Annotated in this window: 21 protein-coding genes and 4 pseudogenes; 10 read left to right on the plus strand and 15 right to left on the minus strand. The window is 68.0% G+C overall.

Translation table 11 applies throughout. The features are described 5' to 3' along the window. Positions 1-221: 221 nt before the first annotated feature. The 5 genes and pseudogenes from QCN29_RS20905 to QCN29_RS20925 form a co-directional block, all read right to left on the minus strand. A complete protein-coding gene (locus QCN29_RS20905; RefSeq protein ID WP_279929972.1) occupies positions 222-1,208 on the minus strand; it encodes an ArsA family ATPase in 987 nt (328 codons plus the stop codon). Next, positions 1,199-1,456 (minus strand): cory-CC-star protein, encoded by a 258-nt coding sequence (locus tag QCN29_RS20910; protein ID WP_279929973.1) that lies wholly within the window; start codon positions 1,454-1,456, stop codon positions 1,199-1,201. Before QCN29_RS20910 ends, QCN29_RS20905 begins: the two co-directional genes overlap by 10 nt. Next, positions 1,453-3,153: a carbon starvation CstA family protein gene (locus QCN29_RS20915; protein ID WP_279929974.1), complete on the minus strand. Its 1,701-nt coding sequence runs from the start codon at positions 3,151-3,153 to the stop codon at positions 1,453-1,455. The genes QCN29_RS20910 and QCN29_RS20915 overlap by 4 nt, the downstream gene beginning before the upstream one ends. Before the next feature lie 1,113 nt (positions 3,154-4,266). Beyond that, positions 4,267-4,425 (minus strand): hypothetical protein, encoded by a 159-nt coding sequence (locus tag QCN29_RS20920; RefSeq protein WP_279929975.1) that lies wholly within the window; start codon positions 4,423-4,425, stop codon positions 4,267-4,269. Between the two features lie 38 nt (positions 4,426-4,463). Further along, positions 4,464-5,157, minus strand: a pseudogene (locus QCN29_RS20925) (IS3 family transposase); the annotation flags it as partial. Between the two features lie 189 nt (positions 5,158-5,346). Between QCN29_RS20925 and QCN29_RS20930 the strand changes: the two are divergent. The 3 genes from QCN29_RS20930 to istB all read left to right on the plus strand — a co-directional run bounded on the left by QCN29_RS20930 (position 5,347) and on the right by istB (position 9,363). Next, on the plus strand, positions 5,347-6,924 hold the full coding sequence (locus tag QCN29_RS20930; protein WP_398859610.1) for an ISL3 family transposase: 1,578 nt from the start codon (positions 5,347-5,349) through the stop codon (positions 6,922-6,924). A gap of 283 nt (positions 6,925-7,207) precedes the next feature. Next, on the plus strand, positions 7,208-8,632 hold the full coding sequence (istA, locus tag QCN29_RS20935) for an IS21 family transposase (protein ID WP_450169743.1): 1,425 nt from the start codon (positions 7,208-7,210) through the stop codon (positions 8,630-8,632). Continuing rightward, positions 8,629-9,363: an IS21-like element helper ATPase IstB gene (istB, locus tag QCN29_RS20940; RefSeq protein WP_318036726.1), complete on the plus strand. Its 735-nt coding sequence runs from the start codon at positions 8,629-8,631 to the stop codon at positions 9,361-9,363. The genes istA and istB overlap by 4 nt, the downstream gene beginning before the upstream one ends. Here the strand turns inward: istB and QCN29_RS20945 are convergent. The 4 genes from QCN29_RS20945 to QCN29_RS20960 all read right to left on the minus strand — a co-directional run bounded on the left by QCN29_RS20945 (position 9,296) and on the right by QCN29_RS20960 (position 12,919). Continuing rightward, positions 9,296-9,817 carry a GNAT family N-acetyltransferase gene (locus QCN29_RS20945; RefSeq protein ID WP_279929977.1) on the minus strand — a complete coding sequence of 174 codons (522 nt, stop codon included), beginning with the start codon at positions 9,815-9,817 and terminating at the stop codon, positions 9,296-9,298. The genes istB and QCN29_RS20945 overlap by 68 nt on opposite strands. 55 nt (positions 9,818-9,872) lie before the next feature. Further along, a complete protein-coding gene (locus tag QCN29_RS20950; RefSeq protein ID WP_279929978.1) occupies positions 9,873-11,441 on the minus strand; it encodes a site-specific integrase in 1,569 nt (522 codons plus the stop codon). Positions 11,442-11,543: 102 nt separating this feature from the next. Then, positions 11,544-11,858 carry a helix-turn-helix domain-containing protein gene (locus tag QCN29_RS20955; RefSeq protein ID WP_279929979.1) on the minus strand — a complete coding sequence of 105 codons (315 nt, stop codon included), beginning with the start codon at positions 11,856-11,858 and terminating at the stop codon, positions 11,544-11,546. After that, a complete protein-coding gene (locus tag QCN29_RS20960) occupies positions 11,855-12,919 on the minus strand; it encodes a tyrosine-type recombinase/integrase (RefSeq protein WP_279929980.1) in 1,065 nt (354 codons plus the stop codon). The genes QCN29_RS20955 and QCN29_RS20960 overlap by 4 nt, the downstream gene beginning before the upstream one ends. 145 nt (positions 12,920-13,064) lie before the next feature. On the opposite strand from QCN29_RS20960, the pseudogene QCN29_RS20965 reads away from it, so the two are divergent. Further along, positions 13,065-13,214: pseudogene (locus QCN29_RS20965) on the plus strand (ATP-binding protein); the annotation flags it as partial. 10 nt (positions 13,215-13,224) lie between these two features. Here the strand turns inward: QCN29_RS20965 and QCN29_RS20970 are convergent. After that, positions 13,225-13,626, minus strand: coding sequence for a hypothetical protein (locus QCN29_RS20970; protein ID WP_279929981.1), 402 nt, complete (start codon positions 13,624-13,626; stop codon positions 13,225-13,227). An 81-nt stretch (positions 13,627-13,707) separates the two neighbouring features. After that, positions 13,708-14,300 (minus strand): annotated as a pseudogene (locus tag QCN29_RS20975) (transposase); the annotation flags it as partial. Positions 14,301-14,331: 31 nt separating this feature from the next. Between QCN29_RS20975 and QCN29_RS20980 the strand changes: the two are divergent. Then, positions 14,332-15,249 carry an IS110 family RNA-guided transposase gene (locus tag QCN29_RS20980; RefSeq protein WP_279929982.1) on the plus strand — a complete coding sequence of 306 codons (918 nt, stop codon included), beginning with the start codon at positions 14,332-14,334 and terminating at the stop codon, positions 15,247-15,249. Positions 15,250-15,324: 75 nt separating this feature from the next. On the opposite strand, the gene QCN29_RS20985 is transcribed toward QCN29_RS20980, so the two are convergent. From QCN29_RS20985 to QCN29_RS36890, 3 genes are read right to left on the minus strand one after another with little or no spacing between them, the layout of a single operon-like run. Further along, the gene (locus QCN29_RS20985; protein WP_279929983.1) at positions 15,325-15,573 is read right to left on the minus strand and encodes a WXG100 family type VII secretion target; all 249 of its coding nucleotides are present in this window, start codon (positions 15,571-15,573) and stop codon (positions 15,325-15,327) included. Positions 15,574-15,585: 12 nt separating this feature from the next. Further along, entirely contained in the window at positions 15,586-15,774 is a 189-nt protein-coding gene (locus tag QCN29_RS36885; RefSeq protein WP_318036727.1) for a hypothetical protein, read from the minus strand. 39 nt (positions 15,775-15,813) lie between these two features. Continuing rightward, the gene (locus QCN29_RS36890; RefSeq protein ID WP_318036728.1) at positions 15,814-15,969 is read right to left on the minus strand and encodes a WXG100 family type VII secretion target; all 156 of its coding nucleotides are present in this window, start codon (positions 15,967-15,969) and stop codon (positions 15,814-15,816) included. A gap of 297 nt (positions 15,970-16,266) precedes the next feature. On the opposite strand from QCN29_RS36890, the gene QCN29_RS20995 reads away from it, so the two are divergent. The 3 genes from QCN29_RS20995 (at position 16,267) to QCN29_RS21010 (ending at position 17,683) form a co-directional block, all read left to right on the plus strand. Continuing rightward, positions 16,267-16,821 carry a TerD family protein gene (locus tag QCN29_RS20995; protein ID WP_279929984.1) on the plus strand — a complete coding sequence of 185 codons (555 nt, stop codon included), beginning with the start codon at positions 16,267-16,269 and terminating at the stop codon, positions 16,819-16,821. A gap of 320 nt (positions 16,822-17,141) precedes the next feature. After that, entirely contained in the window at positions 17,142-17,447 is a 306-nt protein-coding gene (locus QCN29_RS21005; protein WP_279929985.1) for a hypothetical protein, read from the plus strand. Further along, entirely contained in the window at positions 17,444-17,683 is a 240-nt protein-coding gene (locus tag QCN29_RS21010; RefSeq protein ID WP_279929987.1) for a helix-turn-helix domain-containing protein, read from the plus strand. The genes QCN29_RS21005 and QCN29_RS21010 overlap by 4 nt, the downstream gene beginning before the upstream one ends. A gap of 173 nt (positions 17,684-17,856) precedes the next feature. Here the strand turns inward: QCN29_RS21010 and QCN29_RS21015 are convergent. After that, positions 17,857-17,982 (minus strand): annotated as a pseudogene (locus QCN29_RS21015) (pentapeptide repeat-containing protein); the annotation flags it as partial. 750 nt (positions 17,983-18,732) lie between these two features. Here QCN29_RS21015 and QCN29_RS21020 point away from each other — a divergent pair. Both QCN29_RS21020 and QCN29_RS21025 read left to right on the plus strand, forming a co-directional pair. Then, positions 18,733-20,382: a DUF2079 domain-containing protein gene (locus QCN29_RS21020; protein ID WP_279929989.1), complete on the plus strand. Its 1,650-nt coding sequence runs from the start codon at positions 18,733-18,735 to the stop codon at positions 20,380-20,382. Between the two features lie 45 nt (positions 20,383-20,427). Next, positions 20,428-21,660: an IS4 family transposase gene (locus QCN29_RS21025; protein ID WP_279929990.1), complete on the plus strand. Its 1,233-nt coding sequence runs from the start codon at positions 20,428-20,430 to the stop codon at positions 21,658-21,660. Positions 21,661-21,823 lie beyond the last annotated feature (163 nt).

A 21,823-nucleotide genomic window follows, 5' to 3' on the forward strand; every position in this document is an offset into this window, starting at 1 on the left:
GCCAAGAAGCGGTGTCGCCTGTTGCGCCGAAGGCTTCCTTGGCCGCGTCCAAGGTGTCCGGCTCGCGGCTCGCCCGGACGTCCAGTCAGAACCTCTGCGACACGCGGCAGGCCGTGGCGGACCGCGGTGTAGCGCGCATGCGGGCGGGTCAGGCCCGGTATCTGCTCGGCATACCTCACTGCCGGGCAGTCCTGCCCAAAGCGCGTGGGCCATCCGGAAACTCAGGAAGAGGAAGGTCCGAGCCGGTCGGCCAGCGCGGCAAGCGCCTCGGTGCCCACTACATCCCCCGGCAGCAGCGGCACATCGAGCAGCGGTACGTCCGGGACCCGCTGCCGCAGCCGGACGAGGTGCTTGTCCTCCTGCCTCCGGCGCCGTGCGAGCAGTTCCCCGGCGTCCGCCGGGGAACGGCGGTTGGCGACGAGTGCGGCCACGTCGACGCCGAGGCCGGTGAGCTTCTCATACACCTCCATGGTCTCGGCGATCGGGAGCAACTCGGCGGTCAGCACGACCACGAACCCGGTCTGCGCCCGGTCCGTCACCACTTCGCGCAGCCGGGAGAAGCGGTTGCGTCGGCGTACGAGGATCCGGCGCAGCTCGGCGTCGCGGTCGGACTCCTCGCTGCCGCCGAGACCGCGCACCGCGGCGCCGAACCGCTCGGACCGGTCACGGTTGGCGAGCAGGGTCTCGGTCCAGGAGGTGAGCTGCTCGGGCAGCGCAAGCAGCCGCAGCGTGTGGCCGGACGGGGCGGTGTCGAAGACGACCAGGTCGTACGCCTCCTCCCCGAGCTCCACCGCCTCGGCGATCCGCTCCAGTACCGCCGACTCGTGGGTGCCGGGCGCCTGCCGGGCCAGTTCCAGGTGCCGGGCGGCCGGTGCGTGCATCCGCTCGGGGAGCAGCCGCCGCATCATCCCGGCGACCGCGGACAGGTGCTGCTCGACCGTGCGCTCCGGGTCGATCTCCAGCCCGTCGACGTAACCCGCCGCCCCGGCGGCGAGGTCCCCGGGGTCGGCGAGGCGCAAGGGCTCGTCGCCCACGGGGCGGTCCCAGAGGTGGCCGAGGTTGTGGGCGGGATCGGTGGAAACCAGCAGCACGCGGGCGCCGGCCGCGGCACGGCCGAGGGCGAGTGCCGCGGCGATGGACGTCTTGCCGACCCCGCCCTTGCCGCCGACGAAGACGACCCTGCGCGAGGTGATGAGGTCTAGCAGCATCCGACGTGCTCCAGTGGTGAGCGGTCCATGCCCATCCGGCGGTGCCAGGCATGGAAGTCCTCGTAGAGGGCGGGCATCAGCTCGGCGGTGTAGTACGCCGCCGGGTCGGGCACGCCCAGTGCCTCCGCGAGGACGACTATCCGGAAGAAGTCGTCCTCCTCGCGCCGGGCGCGGGCGAAGGTACGCCGGTAGGGGCCGGCGTAGAACTCCTCCAACCCGGCTCGGAACGAGGCCCAGCGGGATGTCACCCCTTCAGCTCGACCTTCTCCGCCGCATCGGCGTCAGCGGCCTCCGGCGGCTCCTGGGAGGCCCGCCGCATCGCGGCGACGGCCTCGAAGGCGACCCACACGGCGGCGACGATGATGACGACGTCGATGGCCAGCAGCAGCCAGTCCCCGGAGGCGTAGAGGTTGCCGAGCTGCACGAGCGCGGCCCAGAACGCCATCACGAACACGATCGCGAGCGGCACCAGCGCAGGCGCCGGGTTGCGCCGCTTGCGGATCAGCATGACCGCGACGATGGACAGGGTCAGGGAGGCCAGCAGCTGGTTGCTGGTGCCGAACAGCGGCCAGATGCGGAGGCCGCCGGAGCCGTCGGAGCCCTGGCTGAAGGTGAGTGCCATACCGGCGCCGAGCGCGATGAGGGTACCGACGCCGTTGTTGATCTTCACCTTGACGACATCGCCGGCCTCCTGGACGACGAAGCGCAGCAGGCGCACGCCGGTGTCCATGGTGGTGGCGGCGAACAGGATCGCCATGGTGGCCAGGACCGTCGAGCTCAGCGTGGCCGGCAGGCCCAGGCCGCTGTTGACGATCTGGCCGCCGCCCGCGACGAACGCCCCGACGCCGCCCTGGCCGAAGGCGGTGTAGACGGCCTCCCAGTCGGCCAGGGTGCGGAAGCCCGCGATGGCGGCGATGATCGCGCCGAGCGCGAGCAGGCCCTCGCCGACCGCGCCGAAGTAGCCGACGAAGCGGGCGTCGGTCTCCTTGTCCAGCTGCTTCGAGGTGGTGCCCGAGGAGACCATGCCGTGGAAGCCGGAGATCGCGCCGCACGCGATGGTGACGAAGAGCAGCGGCACGAGGCTCGGGGTGCCCGCGGGCACGGCGTCGTTGAAGGCCGGGGCGACGATCGCCGGGGCGCTCAGCAGCACCGAGACGAACAGGATGCCGAGCCCGACGAAGAGCTGGACGCCGTTGATGTAGTCACGCGGCTGGAGCAGCACCCACACGGGCAGCAGGGAGGCTATGCCGGCGTAGACGAAGAGGGCGACGATCCAGAAGGTCGCCGGGGACATGCCCAGGATCGGGTCGGGCAGCACCACCGGGAAGGCGTCACCGAGAAGGATCAGGCCGTAGAGCGCCGCGACGCCCACCACGGTGACCAGCCCGAGGCTCATCTTGTAGCGGTAGACCGCCTGGCCGACCAGCAGCGCAACCGCGACCGCGCCCCATGCGGGGATCACCGCCGAGGGGGAGGAGATCAGCAGGTTCTTGATGACCACCGCGAAGGCCGCGACCACCATCAGGAGCAGCAGGAAGATCACGACGAGGAACAGGTTCGCGCCCCGGTTGCCGATGTAGCGGCCAGAGAGCGTGCCCATCGAGCGGCCCTTGTTGCGCGCCGAGGCCCACAGAGCGCCCAGGTCGTGCATGCCCGCGAAGAAGACCGTGCCGAGCGTGACCCACAGGAACGCGGGCAGCCAGCCCCAGATCACCGCGACTGCGGGGCCGACGATCGGCGCCGCGCCAGCGACCGAGGTGAAGTGGTGACCCCACAGCACGAACTTGTTGGTCGGGACGTAGTCCACGCCGTCCTGCAGCTCGTGCGCCGGAGTCTTGAAGGAAGCGTCAAGCTTGTATACCCGGTTGCCCAGGAATTTCGAGTAAAGGACATATCCGCCCGCAAATATCGCAAGGCCGATCAATAGCAGCGGAATAGCATTCATACGAGATGCCCTCTGGATTCTGGGAGATGGAGCCGCTGCCCTGCACGAGATGTGACCTGACAGGCAGACAGGAGGGACGGTGGAGCGTGGCCCTCCTCGACCGAGGGGGGCAACGTCCGGAACGGGGAACCGGGCGTTGAAAGGTGCCTCTTGCGTAGCTTGGCGGCGTACCCAGACTCGGTGTGCTGCGCCTGGGCGGCGACTGTGCCGCGGCAGCGGTGGAACTCTCCCGCCACGGCCACACGCGCCGGGTCAAAGCCGTCGGTTAACGTCTGGCTCGGCGTGAGTCCGTACCTGCTGTCTGCCACTGGTGCCCCACCTCCTGCGCGGATGCCGCGAGCTAGCCACCCGGCGGTCTGCCCAAGAGTTGTCGAGGCTTCCGATTCGGTTGACAGGAGATTGCGTCGAAGTTTCGGACGGCGGGCCATGACGGGCGTCATCGTGCCAACTGTCGCTCGGAGCAAGGAGCTTCGGGGTCACCTATCGCGCCACCCTCGATGTACCTGATGCGCTGGCCTCCTGGCTGGAGGATCTGACCGGCACCCGAAGGTGTGAGACCGGCGCCCGATGGCGGAAGCTGACCTCGCACGCGCAGGCCGATGATGCTGCTGGTCTGGCTCGCCAAGGGCGAGACGTTTGCCCAGCTCCCCGCACTTCGGGGGCCAGCCGAACGCCCTCGGCCATTGAGCCATGTGAGGGACCGCCTCCGGCGGCCCTCACATCCTCAGTCGTACACCACGCCCGTGGACGTGACCCGGACGTTGTCCTGGGAACTGGAGAGAGCCTCCTCGGCCCCGCGCATGCGGCGCGGGAAGCGTGGCCTGCCTATAACCGGCGGAACCGGTAAGTGGCGGGCTGTCGAGAGGCAGTCGGAGGGGGTCGTAGTAGTGCTGATCGGCGGGACAACACAACCCGCTGGGAGCGAAGGACTCCTGCTTCATCGATGCGATTCGCGAACAGGGAGGGGCCCGGATGAGTGCCGTTTCGGCTAGATCCATCCGCCGGGAGGAAGGCGCCGCCAGACCGGGTGGCCGTCCCTTGGACAAGGTCCGAGCCTTGCAGCGGACGCTGTACCGCTGTGCCGAGCAAGAACCCGAACGCCGGTTTCATGCCCTATATAGCCATGTCCACCGCATAGACGTTCTTCGGCGGGCGGGCCGGTGTGTGCGCGATCCGAGGAGCCACCGGCGCCGACGGGGTGACCGTCGACGCGGTGGCGGCCTCGGGGTGGACGCATTCCTCCAGGATCTGGCCGAGCGACTGCGGACGCATACGTATTGAGGCGTCCCCCGGGGTGTGGACACGGGGGTTCATGCTGCGAGTGTGAGTGTACGTGCTCTCTGCTGTTGCTGTTCGAATTCGGCTGGTGAGAGGTAGTTGAGGGCGCTGTGGCGTCTGCGGGCGTTGTAGTAGGTGAGCCACTGGAAGATCTCCAGCCGCGCCTGGCGCATCGTCGGGAACAGCCGTTGGTGCATCGTCTCCCTCTTCAGCCCCTGCCAGAAGCTCTCAGCGAGGGCATTGTCGTAGCTCGAGCCGACGCGTCCCATGCTCCTGCGGATCCCGAAACCATCACAGACCTGCGCGAACGCGGCCGACGTGTACTGCGAACCCCTGTCCGCGTGGAAGATCACTCCGTCGACGTTGCCGCCGCGGGTCGCCACCGCCATCTTGAGTGCATCGATGACCAGCTCGGCGCGCATGTGCGAGGCCATCGAGTAGCCGAGCACTCGGCGTGAGCAGATGTCGATGACGCAGGCGAGATACAGCCACGAGCCACCGACCTGCACGTATGTGATGTCGCCGCACCACTTCTCGTCCAGCCGTGCGGCGGTGAAGTCGCGTTGGACGAGGTCCGGGGCGGGCGGTGCGAGCCGGTCGGGGACCGTGGTGCGCTTGCGGCGCCGTAGATGGCGGCCTTCGAGCCGGTTGACGCGCATCAGGCGCTCGACGCGCTTGCGGTTGTCGGCGTACACGTGAACGTGGCTCTGGCAAGATTTTCGTAGCTGGAGATCATCTCGGTGACACGGTCGTCCGGTCCGCNTGTCGGCGTACACGTGAACGTGGCTCTGGCAAGATTTTCGTAGCTGGAGATCATCTCGGTGACACGGTCGTCCGGTCCGCGGTGCGGGCAGCCTGTGGTTGTGCTCTGTTGAACTGGCAAGTCTATTACCGCAGTTGACTGATGTGCTGGTTGTGTCGGTTGATGTCTCTGATGCTGGTGTGGCGGTTCACGCCCGTACGAGGTCCGGTGTTCCCACGGGATGTACGGGATGCGGTCAGCTCAGCGCGTGGTTCCACAGCCGCTACGTACGGCGCCTCGCCGACGTCTGTCTCGGGGGCCGGCCTGTGCGTATCGACTTGTCCGTACGCCGTCTGTACTGCGAGAACGAGACCTGCCCGAAGAGGACCTTCGCCGAGCAAGTACCGGGGCTGACCGTGCGCTATCAGCGGCGGACACCTCAGCTGCAGCGCCTGGTTGAGGATGTCGGTGTGGTGCTGGCCGGCCGGGGCGGTTCCCGGATGCTGCGGATCTTGAACGTCACTCTCTCGCGGTGCACCGTCCTGTCCCAGCTGATGCGGGTGCCGCTTCCGCCGCTGGAGACGCCTCGGGTGCTGGGGGTGGACGACTTCGCGCTCTACGGCGACACCTACGGCACCCTCCTGGTCGACGCCACCACCCGGCTCCCGCTCACGCTCTGGGAAGGACGCGACGCCGACCAGCTCAGCCGGTGGCTCCGCGAGCACCCCGGTGTCGAGGTCGCCTGCCGCGACGGCTCCCTCACCTACCGGCAGGGAATCGCAGGCGGCGCCCCCGATGCGGTGCAGGTCAGCGACCGCTTCCACCTCTGGCAGGGCCTCTCCCGCCGCGTCCAGGACATCGCCTCCGCCCACCGCGGCTGCCTGCCCGCGGCGCTGCCTCCGGCCGGTGAGAGCGGTCCCGCACCGGCCGAGGAGACCCTCGGCAGCACCGCGGCCGACACCCGGGCCGCACGGCACGCCCGCAGGCTGTTCGAGGCCGTTCAGGCCCTGACCCGCACCGGCCGGAGTCACAGCTCCGTGGCCCGCGAGCTCGGCCTGGACCGTCGCACGGTCAGCAAATACGCCCGGGCCCGAACCTGGCAGGAGGTGATGCGCCGCCCGCCCCGCAAGCCCTCCACCCTGGACCCTTACCTCAACTACCTGCAGCAACGCTGGGACGAGGGACAGCACAGCGCGAAGATCCTGCACGAGGAACTCCAGGCCAAGGGCTACCTCGGCCACTACCAGCGCGTGAAGATGGCCGTCGCACCCCTCAGACGGGGCCTGCCCCTGGACGAACCACGCGAGCGACCGCCCTCACCACGTGAAACGGCCCGCTGGATCACCACCCACCCGCACCGACGCAACCTCCACATCAACGACCGCCTGCCCCGGCTCCTAGAGCACTGCCCCGAACTCAGGAAGACTCACGACCTGGTCCGCCGGTTCGCCGCCATGCTCGACAACCACGACGCGACACCCCTCCCGGACTGGCTGGACGACCTCGCAGGCAGCGGCCTGGCCCCTCTCGTCGGCCTCGCCGGAGCCCTTCGCGAAGACCGGCACGCCGTCGCCCAGGGCATCACCACCCCCTACAGCTCCGGCGTCAACGAAGGCCGCATCACCGACGTCAAGCTGCAAAAACGCCTGATGGCCGGTCGCGCCGGCGTCCCTCTCCTCCGCCACCGAGTCGTTCTGATCGCCCACCTCCGCCGCCGCTATGCGGACCGGACGACCGTGTCACCGAGATGATCTCCAGCTACGAAAATCTTGCCAGAGCCNAAGCTGCAAAAACGCCTGATGGCCGGTCGCGCCGGCGTCCCTCTCCTCCGCCACCGAGTCGTTCTGATCGCCCACCTCCGCCGCCGCTATGCGGACCGGACGACCGTGTCACCGAGATGATCTCCAGCTACGAAAATCTTGCCAGAGCCGTGAACGTGCAGGGCCGCGTACGGATGAACGTGCAGGGTTCCTGATGTGCTGAGGTTCAGGGTTCGGCACTCTGTTGCCTGTTGGTCGAGGTCGCAGAGATGGGGTGGCCGTGGTCCTGGATCCGCAGCGCTGGCTGGAGCTACGGCGCTTTCGTGGCCTGGTCGAGTCCGGAGCCATGAGCCTGACCGAGGTCGCCAAGGAGATGGGCCTGAACTGGCGGACGGTCAGCAAGTACCTCGCAGCCGACGGACCCGCCGCACCTCCGCGCCGGTCGCCGAACGGCCGGTCACGGGCCAGGGTGATCGACGAGTTCGCGCCGCTGGTCGACTCGATGCTCCGGGCGGAGATCCTGATGAAGGCCGCTGTGATCCACGGGCGGCTGACCGCGGAGTACGGGTTCACCGGCAACTATCAGAGGGTCAAGCTCTACGTTCAGGAAGCCCGGCCCCGGATCGCCGAGGAACTCGGCATAACGCCGAATGAGCTGGCGGGCATGCACCGCCGTTTCGAGGTGATCCCCGGCGCCCAGGCCCAGGTGGACTGGGGCGACGAGGGCAAGATCCTCGCCCACATGGGCATTCCGAAGGTCTACTCCTTCCACATGACGCTGTCGTACTCACGCGACCCGTTCTGCTGCTTCACCACCAGCCAAGACCTGCAGACGTTCTTCGACTGCCACCGCCGCGCGTTCGCGCACTTCGGCGGCGTCCCGATGACGATCGTCTACGACCGGACCAAGACCGTCGTCCGTCGGCACGTCGCCCCAGGTGAGGCGGTCCCGCTGCACCCGGAAGCGGTCGGCTTCGCCGGCCACTACGACTTCGACATCGACGTCCTGGCCGCCTACCGGCCCACCGGCAAGGGACGCGTCGAACGCCAGGTTCTCATCGTCCGCGACCACGTCCTGGCCGGCCGGTCCTTCTCCTCCGTCGAGGAGATGGACGCCGCCTTCACCACCTGGGTGCCGCAGCGACGGGCCCAGGCCCACAGGACTCACCAGCAGATCATCGGAGAGCGGGCGGCCCGTGATCACGTGGCTCTCAAGCCGCTGCCGGAGACTCCCTATCTGGTGGCCGAACGGCACCTGCGGCCGGTCGGCAAGGACTGCCTGGTCGCCTTCGGCGGCAACCTCTACTCGGTGCCGGCCCGCAAGGTCCGCCCCCGGCAGCTGGTGGAGATCAGGGCCACGAAGTCGCAGATCATGCTGCACTCCACCGTCGCCGACTCCAGCGGCGAAACGCTGCTGGCCACCCACCCGCGGGCGGTCGGCCGCGGGGCCCGCGTCGTCGAAGAGGCTCACTGGGACGGCCTGCCCACCGGCAAGGGACGCCGCACCACCACCGGCGATGTCCTGCCCCGGCCCCGCCAGGAGCGTCCACGGGGCGAGGAGGCCGGGCCTCTGCAGGCCCTGCTGAACCGGGCCGCGGCCACTCGCGTCGAGGTCGGCCGCCGTCCGCTGTCGGTCTATGACGAGCTGACCGGCACCCGCCCCTTCACCACCCGTCCGAGCACGAGGGAAACGTCTTGAGCGAGCTGGTCTCCACCCGCATCCGCAACACGGCCGGCAAGCTCGGCCTGCCCCACCTGGCCGAAACGATCAACGAGTACACCCGCCGGGCCGACGAGGGGAAGATGGGCTACCTCGACTTCCTCGACCTGGTGTTGTCCGAGGAACTGGCCGTTCGCGACGACCGCCGCTTCCGCCAGGGCCTGCGGCTCTCCCGGCTGCCGCACCACAAGACGCTCGATGAGTACGAATTCTCTTTCCAGCCCGACCTCGACCCGCGCAAGGTCAAGGACCTGGCCACCCTCTCGTTCGTCGAGGGCAAGGCGAACGCCGCTCTGCTCGGGCCGCCCGGGGTCGGGAAGACGCACATCGCCGTCGCCCTGGCCGTCGGGGCCTGCCGGGCCGGCTACTCGATCTATTTCACCAGCCTCGACGACATGGTCCGCAACCTCAAGGCCGCCGAGGCTGCAGGCCGGCTGACGAACAAGCTCGGCACCTACCTGCGGCCCGGCGTTCTCGTGGTCGACGAGGTCGGCTACCAGCCCCTCGAACGAGCGGAGGCGAACCTGGTCTTCCAGGTGATCTCGAAGCGCTACGAGAAGGGGTCGATCATCCTGACCTCGAACAAGACCTCCAGCAAAGCGCACATGTTCCGGCGAACCCGTGCCAGGTGCTGCCGAAACCTCACGGGTTCGCGGTGGAGGGTGAAGGCGGCAGCATCTCCTTCGGAATCAGCTCAGCGTGGATTTTGACGGTGTCCTGGCTTGCGATGAGCGTTGCACCATTGCGGCGCAAGGCGCGAAGTGCCGCCGTGTTGTGAGTCTTGGTGTCCGCGACTACGGCCCGTGCACCGGCTCTCGCGGCTTCTTCGAGGAGGATTCGGAGAGTGGCGGTGCCGATTCCGCGTCCGCGATGTGAACGGCCGAGCCACATGCCGGTTTCGAGGACGTCATGGCTGTCGCGGAGTGCCAAACGGGCTGACCCCACGATTTTCCCGTTGTGGGTGATCGCGAATGTGGACTCGCGGAGCGGGCCGGCAAGTCCGGGGCGTCGAGCCCAGTGCCAGTTCCGGAAGGTTTCCTGTCGTTCCGTCGTCCATCCTGGTGGACCGGCCACGGGAGGCATGACCTCTTCGGGTGCTGCATCCTCGACGGCCACCGCAAGGAGTCCTTCGAGGCTTTCCTCGTCCAGCTGCTGCACTTCCACCCGACCGACCATGCCGGTTCCCCTCCGCTGAGTGCTGGACACTGGTTGTTGATCCTCACGTTCTGTGTGGTGTTGCGCCAGCGGTTTTCGGCAGGGTCGGCAGTCGTCCGGGATCGACGCGGTCGGCGAGATAGATCAGGGTGGCTTGCGGGTCCATGCCGAAGGCGGCGGCGACGAGCTTGGGGTCCATGGTGTTCACCAAGTCGAGGAGGCGGGTGCTGCGGATCATCCGGGGCGGGTATCCGCAGTCGTCAAGGACGTGGGACAGAAAGGTAGTTGAGGCCGGGCTTCGCCCGGCTTTTGTTCCTTTGGTGACCATCACGTGCGGGTTGGCAGTCGGCCACGCGTCGCGGTGGGACAGGCACCGCTGCAGCACCGTCCAGGAGGCGGGGTCCAATGGAACAGGGTGGGGTCGCTTGCCGAGCTTGACGGTCTGGGACACCGAGTCGACGTCCGTGATCTGCAACGTCCGCACCTCGGAACTGGAGGCACCATGCAGCAGGGCAAGCATGCCCATCAGTGCCTCGTGCGGGTGGACGCGTTCATCGGTGGTCCAGCGGCGGAAGAGCTCGCGCTGCTGGTCGAGGGTGAGAGTCATTCCGCGGAAGCCGTTCGGCTCCTTCGTGGTCAGAGTCTGTGTCGGGTCGACCAGGATGAGGTGCTGCGAGCGGGCGAAGCGGAAGAACTGCCGCAGCACGACCAGCCGGCGTTTGCGGGCCTTGGGCAAGGTGGCGAGGAAGGCTTCGATGTCGTGAACGTCGGCCAGGGCCCAGTCGTCCTTGTCGCGGTGCTCGGTGAGGAAGAGGGCCAAGTCTCGCAGGATGGCCAGGGCGGTTTCCAGGGTGTGATCGCTGCGGGGCCGGGTGCTGGCTCGGCGGGCCCGGTCCTGGGCCCGCATGCGGGAGGCGTCGAAGGCGGCGACGGCTGGCCTGAGGGGGTCGGGGACGGCGTCGATGCGACGCTTGCGCCGCCCGGCGGCGAGCCGTTCGGCCTGGTCAGTGGGCAGGGCCAGGCCGCGATGGGTGAAGAAGTCTTCGAGAGTACGGGCGAAAGGGCCCATGGACCGTCCTGGTCGGCGGGACCGCTCCAGCAGGGCCTGGGGCGAGTTGGGGTGCTCGTCCTGCAGGAGGCGGCCGAGGTCAGTGACCAGGCCGCAGGCCCGGGCGACGCAGAAGCGGGCCGCGACATGACCGACGAAGTCGTCCAGCCATGCGGGCGGATTGGCAAGCTGGTCGCGGAGGTGTTCGCCGCGGATGAAGGGGCGGCCGGGGTGCTTCTGCCAGCAGGCTGAGCACAGGCCCAGGCCGGCATGCCGTCGCAGCTGACCGCACTCGCGGCAGGTCCGCGGCGGCTGCTTGTCCTGCCGCGGGCGGGAGCAATGGCCGCACCAGCCGGTCGCCTCGCGGAGATATCCCGGCTTGCCGCAGCGGGGGCAAGGCTGCTGGTCGGCGACCCGCTCGGCCTTGCGCCGGCAGACCCCGCAAAGCCGGTTCTGGGCCGCACGGACCGGCTGGCCGCACTGTTCACAGACACGCGAGCAGGTGATGCAGCGGCTGGTGTCCTCCTGGAGCACGCGGTCCTTGCCGCAGGACGGGCATACGGTTTTCGCTGCCTGTTCCTCCATCCGGCGCCAGCACCGGCAGCAGTGCTGGCGATCGAGATAGCCGACCGGGGCGCCACAAATGACGCAGTCCCGCTGCTTCTTGCCCATCGCGTTCTCTGCCGGTCACAGGGGCGGCATCGATCGGCCCCGGGCGGAGGCGGCCTTGGGGAGGTCGGCGACGGGCCGAGGCGGTGTGATGGGCCGCTCGACAGGGGTGGTGTCGACCTCGATCAGATCATTGGGGGTGCACTCCAGCGCGGTGCACAACGCGGCCAGGGTGGTCATCTTCACCTGCGACGGCTCCTTGGTGAACAGTGCGGACACCGACGCGGAGGACAACTCCAGGCCGGCCTTCTCGGCCAGCAGCCGCCGCAGCTCGGTCCCGGTCCAGACCTCGCGCTGGGCGGCGGCCATCCGCAGCCGCCATCGGATCTTCATGCCGTGGTGTCCTTCCCGGACAGCTCCGCGAGAGTACTGGCGACTGCCCGCTGATAGGCGTCCTCGATGAACGTCGCGGAGGGCCGGACATAGCGCATGGTCGAGCTGACCGTCCAGTGTCCGAGCATCTGCTGGATCGCGACCAAGTCGACGCCGCGTTCGTAGTTGTGGGTCGCGCAGGCCCTCCGCAGGGCATGGGGACTGAACCGCTCAGCTGGCGGGCGGCCTTCGAGTTCCATGAGATAGCGGAGTCGGTTGCGGATGGTCCCGCGATGCAGGGGGCCGCCGGATTCGTCGGCGAACAGCACTGGCGAGTCGGGGAACTTGGGCCGCACGTCGTCGAGGAACCACCGCAGCACCAGGTCCAGGCCGTCGAGCATGGGCACCCACCGCGGACGCGGCCCGGAGGTGTGGGCTCCCTTGCCGAAGCGGACATGGAGCTTGCCGAACGGGCCGCGGGTGAAGTGCAGGTCCGGCTTGTCCAGCAGCGATGCCTCCTCCGAACGGAGCCCGGCGTGATACAGGGTCCGGAACATCGCATAGTCCCGGGCGGCGGGTCCGTACTTCCTCGCGGTGGCGATCCGCTGCTTCATGAAGTCGAAGAACTCCGCCACCCGCTCCGGCGTCGGCGGCGGCACCAGGGCCGGGGAGTCGTCGCCGACATGCCGTGAGGCGTTGAACTCGTCGACCGGGCAGACCAGCCGGACGCCGAACGCGGCCTCGATCTCGGCCGCCTTCCGGGCCTGGAGAAACCGGTGAAACCCCTTGAAGACCTGGACATACTCGCGACGCGTCGAGGTCTTGCGGCCCTTCACGGCGAGGTCACCGACCACGCGGTCGATGTCCTCAGGGGTCACCTCCCACGCGGGCCGGCCCAGTGCGGCCAGCGTCCGCTCCAGCAGACCGGTGTCGTTGTCGATGGTGACCGGGCTGAAACCGCGGGCCCGCCACGAGGCGACGAACGCGACGACGCATGCGTTCTGGAACTGCCACGGATCCGTGACCAGTGGTTCCTGCGGAACGGCTCCGCCCGCGATGACCTGGAGTCTCGCCTCGGCCACCGGCACACCTTCCTCGCACCTGAACGATTAAGGCAGCACCTTGAGAAACTGGGTGCCACCGCGAGAACCAACGAGGATCGCAGGAACGGGATACGGCCAGGTGGCAGCATCAACTCTTGTGAGGGAACAAGTGCCAGCCCCAGATGAATGGGGCCAGGTCTTCGGCGACGAGGTCCTCGCCACCGCCATCCTCGACCGGCTCCTCCACCACTGCGAGGTCATCTCCATCAACGGCCCCAGCTACCGGCTCAAGAACCGCCTCCAGGCCATCGAGCGAGAGAACGACGTGGCCTGACCGGCTGCGATCAGGCCACCGGGTCCTCGCCCGGCGGGATGAAGGCGTCGGCACCATCAGCGTCCTCGACATGCCCCTGGGCATCGACCGTGATGGCCGTCGCCCGCCCCTGCGACGTGATGAGCCAGGCCAGGACCTGTTCCGTCAGCGGCGTTCCCCCTGGCCCCTCGTCCGTCCAGTGCACCCGCCACCCTCCACCAGGCACCGCGGCCACGACCTGCTCGGCCCGCTCCAGGTGGGAGAAGTCCTCGTAGTCCGTCACCGCACGCAGGGCACCGCGCTTGGGATCGACGACCAGAGCCGTCCCGGTCGCCTGGTCCCAGCCCTCCACACGCACCATGCGGCCGATCTCGGTGTCGGTGCCGTTGAAGATCGCGGTCCAGCCGGTCTGATTGAAATAGCGAAGAGACACCGCGCCATCATCTCGAACCATGACGCTCGCGCTTCACAGGGCTCCTTGCTCTGCACGTTCATCCGTACGCAGCTCTGCACATAGGCGAGTACGCCGACAGCGGTTGACCGTGTGCCCGAAGCCGCGCAGCTCGGCATGGACGCGCCGGACTCCGTAGGTGCTCTTGTGCTCGGTGTGGATCTCACGGATCTCCGCGAGCAGGGCGTCGTCAGCGGCCTGCCGCTCCTGGCGGGTCTTCGCGCCGGCGATCCACCGGTAGTAGCCCGAGCGCGAGACCCGAAGGACCCGGCATATCCGCTGGACGCCGAAGGTCTCGGCGTGGGCGGAGACGAAGTCCCAGCGGCGGGTCTTCACTTCATCTCCTTGGCGAAATACGCCGCTGCCCGGCGCAGGATCTCGCGCTCGAGCTCCCACTCCTTCTCCGCCTTGCACAGCCGGCCGTTCTCCGCGCGCAGCCGGGCCAGTTCCTCATCCCGGCTCTCCGCGCTCTGCTCACCATCGCTATGAGCGCGGCCCGCGTGCTCGTCGGCCTGGCGCACCCAGCTCCGCAGCGTCTCGCCGGTCACTCCGACATCTGCCGCGACCGCCGCATACGTGCGCTTCCCGCCCGCCGCGCGATAGAGCGCGACCGCATCGTTCCTGAACTCCGCCGGATACGGAGACTTACGTCCCACCAGGACACCCTTCCTCGGATCGAAAGATCCATTGTCAGAGTGTCCACACCACCGGGGTCACCTCATCCAGGAACGCACCCGACACAAGCACCGCATGGACAAGGCCCTGCAGGACGCCCAGATCAAACTGTCCGGGGTCGTCTCGGACCTGTTCGGCGTGTCGGGCCGGGCCATGCTCGACGCCCTGGTCGCCGGCGAACGCCACCCCCGCGCTCTGGCGGAACTCGCCCAGGGCAGCCTCGTCAGGAAGAAGGCGGCCCTGGCCGAAGCCCTCACCGGGCAGTTCGAGGACCACCACGCACGACTGCTAGGCGTGCTGCTGAGTATCGTCGACCATCTCACCGCCCAGATCAACGAACTCGACCGCCTCATCGTCCAGACCCTGGAAGAGGTCACCACCCCACACGACGGCCCGGCGGGAACCGGAACCGGACCGGCCTCCGACGCGGTGACTGCCCAGGCCCTGGCCGAGCGGTTGGACGCCGTCCCCGGCATCGGGCCGGCCACCGCGCAGATCATCCTCGCCGAGATCGGCACGGACATGAGGCGCTTCCCCAGCCCCGAACATCTCGTCTCGTGGGCGAAACTGTGTCCCAGGACGATCCAGTCCGGGGCGAAGAACAGCGCGGGCCCGGTCGGGCAGGGTAACCCTTGGCTCAAGGGGGCGCTGGGGGAGGCCGCCAACGCCGCCGCCCGCACCGATACCTTCCTCGGCGCCCGCTACCGGCGCATCGTCAAACGCCGCGGCCACGCCAAAGCCCTGGTCGCCGTCGCCCGCTCGATACTCGTCATCGCCTGGCATCTGATCAACGAACCCGGCGCCTCCTACGAGGAACTCGGCGCCGACTGGCATCAGCGTCACCTCAACCCCGCCCGCAGGACCCGCGACCTCGTCCGCCAGCTCCAGGCCCTCGGCCACCAGGTCAATCTCGAACCCGCGACCACCTGACGGGCCCCACCCCGACATCCGGTCCGCAAGCGGACTGGATGCTGCCGCCTGCCCTCCCGAAGGTCGATTTTCCGTTCAGCATCCGGTCGTCACCACCTCGTGCAGCCATTGCTGAGCTGCCTGGAGGTCCTGCATCTGGCGGTCCCAGCGGTCGAGTTCGTCGATGAACGCCGCGCGGGCCTCACCGTCCCAGCTCAGCACCACCTTCTCGGTCCGCGCATACAGGCTTTCGAGCTTGATGTCGAGTTGTTTGAGAATGTCCTCGAGCTCCGAGGACAGATCTCGGAGTGTGCCGAAGTCGACGCCTATGTGGTCATCGGACATGGGAGCCCCCGCTCAGATGTCGAGAATGCTGCTGCGTGGAGCCGAAGTCGGAGCCTGGAGCCGCTCGGCTTCGAGTGCCACGTCGACCGAACTCTCCATGCGCTGGAGACGCCGCAGGTTTTCGAGCTCCTGCTCGGTGAAGCCGTCGCGGCTCATCCGCACGGCTTCCTCGAGGACGACGATGATCTCCCGGATGCGCACGGCATCCTCGGCCGCACCCCGGTGCAGGGCGCGGTACGCCTACCTCGTATCTCCCTTCCAGCCGGCCTCGATACGGTCGACGATGTCGTCCATCCGCCGTACCTGACCGTTGAGATGACGCTGCATCTCGTCCAGGTCGTCCGCCAGCCGAGTGAGATCGTCCTCGGACACCTTCAAGTGGGCGTCGATCGTCATGGCCCCCGCCTCTCGTCGCTCGAGTCACCCTAACAACGCGGTCCGAGAGCCTTCTTCCGCGGGCTCACGTGATCGGAAGATCCATAGGTGATCGATTTCGGGGAGGGGAAATGATCAAGGGAGGCAACGCCTTCGTTCCGACGGTGCCACTACGGACCACGGTACGGAGCGGGTCGATGTCGCGGCGCTGCTGCTGATGGAGACGGGCCGGGTCCGGGGGGACGGGGACATCGTGTTCCACGGGGCTCCGGTCCGTCCGTCGGGCGCCTACGGCTGCTCGCGGAGGAAACCGGCACCGTGTGGCTGGAGGCGTCCCTCACGGCCGTCGAGGAGCAGATCGTCCGTGTCCTCGTGGTCCGGTCGACGGAGAGCGGCGCGATGCGGGACGCGTACGGCTTGTCGGTGGCGGCGTTCGCGCCTGACGGCACGTCGGTCGCGCGGTACGACCTGGACGACGCGGGCGGCGAGACGGATGGTGCTCGAGGAGCTTACCGGCGGGCGGGGGGCTGGAAGTTCCGCGCGGTGGGGCAGGGTTATGTGAACGGGCTCGTCGGCCTGGTGACGGACCACGGCGTGGACGTGGCGCAGGAGGGCCAGGCACTGCCACCGGCGGTCCCGTTCCAGCCGCCGGCTCCGACTGTGGCTCCGCCACCGTTCCAGGCCCCGGTTCCGGGAGTCCCGTTCCAGCTCCCGGTGCCGGGCGCGCCGGCGCCTGCGGCCGCGGGTACTGAGGAGTGGTCGTTCGGAGCCGTCTTCGAGCGTACACGGCCGGAAGAAGCGTCCCATAGCCGGGCTGTACCGTCGTTACTGGCGGTGGCCAAGGTGCGCCCATCTGGACCGAACGCACCCTGATCAGATGATGGTAGGCGTTGGATGACAAGCACCCACCGGGCCTACGCCGCCGCCCACTCAGCCCGAGTTCCGCCGATGTCTGGAGTTTGTCGGCGGTGAGCTTCGCGCGCCTCGACTTCGTGTTCGACAGGAACACGCCCAGCTTCACGGAGTGCTCCTGGCCGTCGACCGCGATCGTCTCTACGTGGGCCCTGGAGACGGTCACAGAGCCCGTGCGGGGTCGGGAAAGTCCGCAAGGCACGGTCCGATGCCCATCCCTTGCCGCCCCACAAGCGCCCGATATAGTGTTATCGCTATAGTTCCGTTTCAGGAGAGTCACCATGCACGGATGGAAGACAGTCGAACGCGCGATACCGGGCCCGGTCCTGATCGACCAGGCAGTCGCCCGGGCCACGAACCTTGGCTTCACGGTGCACGCCCGCCAGCCCGGTCACGTCGTCCTGCACCGCGCCGGCACGCAGTTGACCGTCCGTGGCGACCGCTTCCCGCTCGAACTGACCATCGCCGAGGCTGAAGACGGGCTCTTCCTTCGCTTGCGGTACAACACCTTCGTGCTGTTTGACACCGGCGACCTCGAGCGCGTCGCCGACGATCTCGCCAGCGCCATGACCAGCGCGGCGACGTGACCTCGTCCTCCTCGGACCGGGTCGCAACACTGCTCAAACAGGCCCGCACCCGCGCCGGGTTGAGCCAATCGGCGCTGTCCGCGGCCACGGCCGTCCCACAACCCAACATCAGTGACTACGAGGCCGGCAAGCGCTCGCCAACGGTGCGCACGCTGCTAGCCCTGCTCGACGCATGCGATGTCGAACTGGTGCTGCGCCCACGCGGAGGCGATCACCCCGGAGCGTCCGCGTCTTGACCTGAACACACCAGTCGCCGAGATCAAGGCGGGGTTCGGCATCGAATATGTCCCCAACTCCTCCTCGATCTCGGCCCGGCCAACGCCATGCACGAAACAGCAGGAAGGCCCAAGCGCGTGGTATCACCTGGGGTGGACTCACGCAAAGCACCGTCCTCGTGCACCCGCTGTCACCGGTAAGCCACGACCAGAGCGACCAGCGCACCAGCCCCGGCCACCACGCCGAATGAGCGCTTCACCAGGTCGAACAGCGTCATGGAGTCGATGCGGCACTCAGGCTTGAGCCCCCGGGATCCGAGTCCAGAAATCGGGGCCGCTGCTCGCGCGCGGGTGTGTCAATTTAACGGCCCTGTCTCACATTCGGTGGTGACGGATGGTGATGGTGGTGATCGGTAGACACGCCGGGCGCCGAATCGCAGGTACTTCCCTTGGAGCAGTCGTTCCTGGAGCCGACCGGCTCGTGTAGCGGCCGCCGTCGTGAACTCGGCGTGCTGGAGCAGTTCGCCTCACCACAGCGCCGTCGCGTGAGTGAAGNCACCACCGAATGTGAGACAGGGCCGTTGATTAGACACTCCCTCGTCCCCATGGCCCATTTCATGGCGTTTCGGGTGGGGAATTACGCCGTCGTCGACAGGCCGATCCGTTTGCCGCGAGGGAACGACTCGCCGGCGAGCTGTTGGGTACGCGCCTGGCCAACAGCGTCTTTGCTCGCCGGCTCCGCCAGCGTATGCACGCTGGCGACCAGGATGTGTTCCTCTCCAGGTGTACAGGGCCCCATGGGGCGGATCCAGCGTGAGGCTGATGATCTCGCGGTGTTTCGGTCACGTTCTTCGCTGCGCAGCTGGTTATGAGGGGTGGGCGCTTTTCCATGCCTGGATGACCTCGATGGGGATGAGGCCGCGGTCGGGCAGGTTGTAGCCGTTGTCGCGGGCCGTCTGTGGTTCTCCGGGTGTTGCATCGCGCTCCCGGTCGGTCGAATGCGGTGCTGATTTCCGTCCGTTCGCGCGGGCGGTCGGGGTTCCGGGGCCGAAGGAGGTGGAGAGCCGGTCATGTTCGCGATTCCGTCCGGGGTGAAGGTCTCGGGAGTGGCGCATTCGTTTCCGGCGGGGGAGGTCGGGTCGGCCGCGGCCATTCGGAGGAATCTGCCCACACGGCTGGTAGCCCGGAGTCAGGAGCTGGTGCTTGCTGGCATCTTGAAGGGCCGGCGTAAACTTCCCGAAGGCATGGTCATGCACGCACCACCCGACACTGGCATCACTCTTCCACCGCAGCAGAGATTCTTTAAGAAAGGGGCGGCGACGGGGCCGCCCAGGGAAAGCCGTTTCGGTCCCGTGTGGATCTGGGCGATGACGGGAGCTCTGTTCTTCGCATACGCGGCGGTCTCTCTCCGCCTCCACGAGCGCATGCTGTCCAACAGTTACGACTTGGGCATCTTCGAACAGGTCGTCCGGTCCTACGCGCACGGGCACCTGCCGACTTCCGAGCTGAAGGGGCCCGATTTCCCCGTCCTCGGGGACCATTTCTCCCCCGTGCTCATCCTGGTGGCGCCGTTCTACCGTTTGTGGCCGGCACCGGCCACATTGCTGGTGGTGCAGGCAGGGCTGATCGCCGCAAGCGTCGTCCCCCTGGCGCTCTGGGTGTACCGGAAACTCGGGACGCTCGCCGCGGCGGTCGTCGGGATCTGTTACGGCGTTTCCTGGGGCGTCGCCAGTGCGGTCGGCTTCGACTTCCACGAAGTCGCCTTCGCCGTCCCGCTGCTCGTGTTCTCGCTGGTGGCCCTCGCCAGGGGCCGACTGAGCGCAGCGGCGTACTGGGCCCTGCCCCTCCTGCTCGTGAAGGAGGACCTCGGGCTCACCGTGGCCGCAATCGGCGTCCTGATCGCGCTGCGCGGGAACCGCAGGCTCGGCATCATCACCGGCCTGTCCGGTCTGCTCGGTGCCCTGCTGGTGCTGTTCGTGATCCTTCCGGCCTTCAACCCGAACGGTTCCTTCGCCTACTGGTTCTGGCTGGACAGCCCCGGAGGCGGTCACGGCGGACCGCTCGACCAGCTGCACAAGATGACGGTGGGGCTGGTCACCCCGCAGGCCAAGGTCTCGACCTTGGTGCTGGTGCTGGCTCCGACCCTCTTCCTGGCCCTGCGTTCTCCGCTGGTGTTGATCGCCCTGCCGACGCTGCTGTGGCGCTTCGCGTCCGGTAATGCGTTCCACTGGGGTACCGGCTACCACTACTCGTTGGTGCTGATGCCGATCGTCTTCGTGGCCTTCGCCGACGCGCTCGTCGACCGCCGCGCGAACCCCGACAGCGTCCGCCGGTACCTCGTGGGGTGCGCCGCAGTGAGCCTGTTGTTGTTGTTGCCCTCTTTCCCTCTGTGGCAGTTGGTGCAACCGGCCACGTGGCGTGCGGACTCCCGGGTGGCGCTCGCCCACCGACTGATGGGCCGCATTCCCGACGGCGCCACGGTCCAGGCCTCCAGCCAACTGGTGCCCCAGCTCACCAGCCGGACGAGCACCAGCCTCTACGGCTGGTGGCAGAGCCGGCCCAACCCCCAGTGGATCATGGTGGACACCAGAGTGCCGCAGGACCGGCGGTGGCCGCTGGACTTCATGAAGGAGAAGATCATGCTGGACCAGGCCCGCACCCGGGGCGGGTACCGCACGGTCGCGGAGCAGGACGGTTTCGTCCTGCTCAAGCGGGGCTAGCCTCAATACCGGTAACTTAGGGGCGATTTGGTCGTTGTTGTTGATGTGCCAAGAGCGGGTCAACTGAAGTCATCTGGTGAGCGGCTGTCGGATCGGGTCGCGGTCGGGGTGCTGACCCAGGCGTTTCCTCAGTCGCTGGTGGACGACGTGCTGGCGGAGACGGGCCGGGTGCAGCAGCGGAACCGGCTGCTGCCGGCCCGGCTGGTGGTCTACTTCGTGTTGGCGATGTGCCTGTTCTCCGGGCAGAGCTATGAGGAGGTCGCCCGACTGCTGACCGCGGGTTTGCAGGGTGCGCGGCGCTGGCGTACATCGTGGGCGGTGCCGAGTACGGCAGCTATCTGGAAAGCCAGGTCCCGGCTGGGGGTGGCGCCGCTGCGGCACTTGTTCGAACGGGTGTGCCGTCCGGTTGCCACACCGGACACTCCGGGTGCCTTCTACCGCGACTGGCGGCTGACCGCGATCGACGGCACCACATTCGACCTGCCCGACACGAAGGCGAACGCGGAGGCGTTCGGCCGTCCACCCCGCTCCGGGCGAGGTGAACAAAACGTCGGCTACCCGCAGTTGCGCATGGTCGGCCTGGTGGAGTGCGGCACCCACGCCGTCTTCGATGCCGCGATCGGAGCCCTGCGCACCGGAGAGCAGACTCTGGCCCGGGCGGTCATGGTGTCTCTGCGGCCGGGGATGCTGCTGCTGGCCGACCGTGGCTTTTACGGCGTGGACCTGTGGCGCACAGCCGCGGCCACCGGGGCGGACCTGCTGTGGCGGGTCCGCAAAGACCTCGTGATGCCGGTAGTCGAGCAACTGTCGGACGGCTCGTATCTCACTGAGCTCTTCGATCGGAGCGACATCCACCACACCCGTCGCGGGGTGCCGGTACGCGCGGTGGAGTACACCATCGCCGGCCACGAGGGCGTCTACCGGCTCATCACCACCATCCTCGACCCGGGAAAGGCGCCGGCCTCGGAACTGGCCACCCTCTACGCCCAGCGATGGGAGTTCGAGTCCACCCTCGACGAAATCAAGACCCACCTCAGCGGGCCCCACCTGGTACTACGTTCGCAGCACCCTGACGGGGCCGAGCAGGAACTTTACGGATTCCTGCTCGTCCACGACGCCATTCGGCACCTGATGCACCAGGCCGCACGACAAGCCGACCAGGACCCCGACCGGATCTCCTTCACCCGCTCACTGCGCGTCGTGCGCCGCCAGGTCACCGACCAGGCGGCATTTTCCCCCCGGCCGACTCACCCGCGCCATCAAAGCCACCCACGCTGAACTCCTCGAACGCCTCCTGCCACGGCGACGCCGCCGGGCCAACCCCCGCGTCATCAAACGCAAAGTTGCCAGCTGGCCCCTCAAACGCGCCGCCCACCGCGTCGCAGACCGCCCGCGTGTTCCGGCCGTCGCGATCGTTGGCGCCACCAAACCAAAACGTGTC

This window comes from Streptomyces chengmaiensis (genome assembly GCF_029846775.1).
Lineage (GTDB): Bacteria > Actinomycetota > Actinomycetes > Streptomycetales > Streptomycetaceae > Streptomyces > Streptomyces chengmaiensis.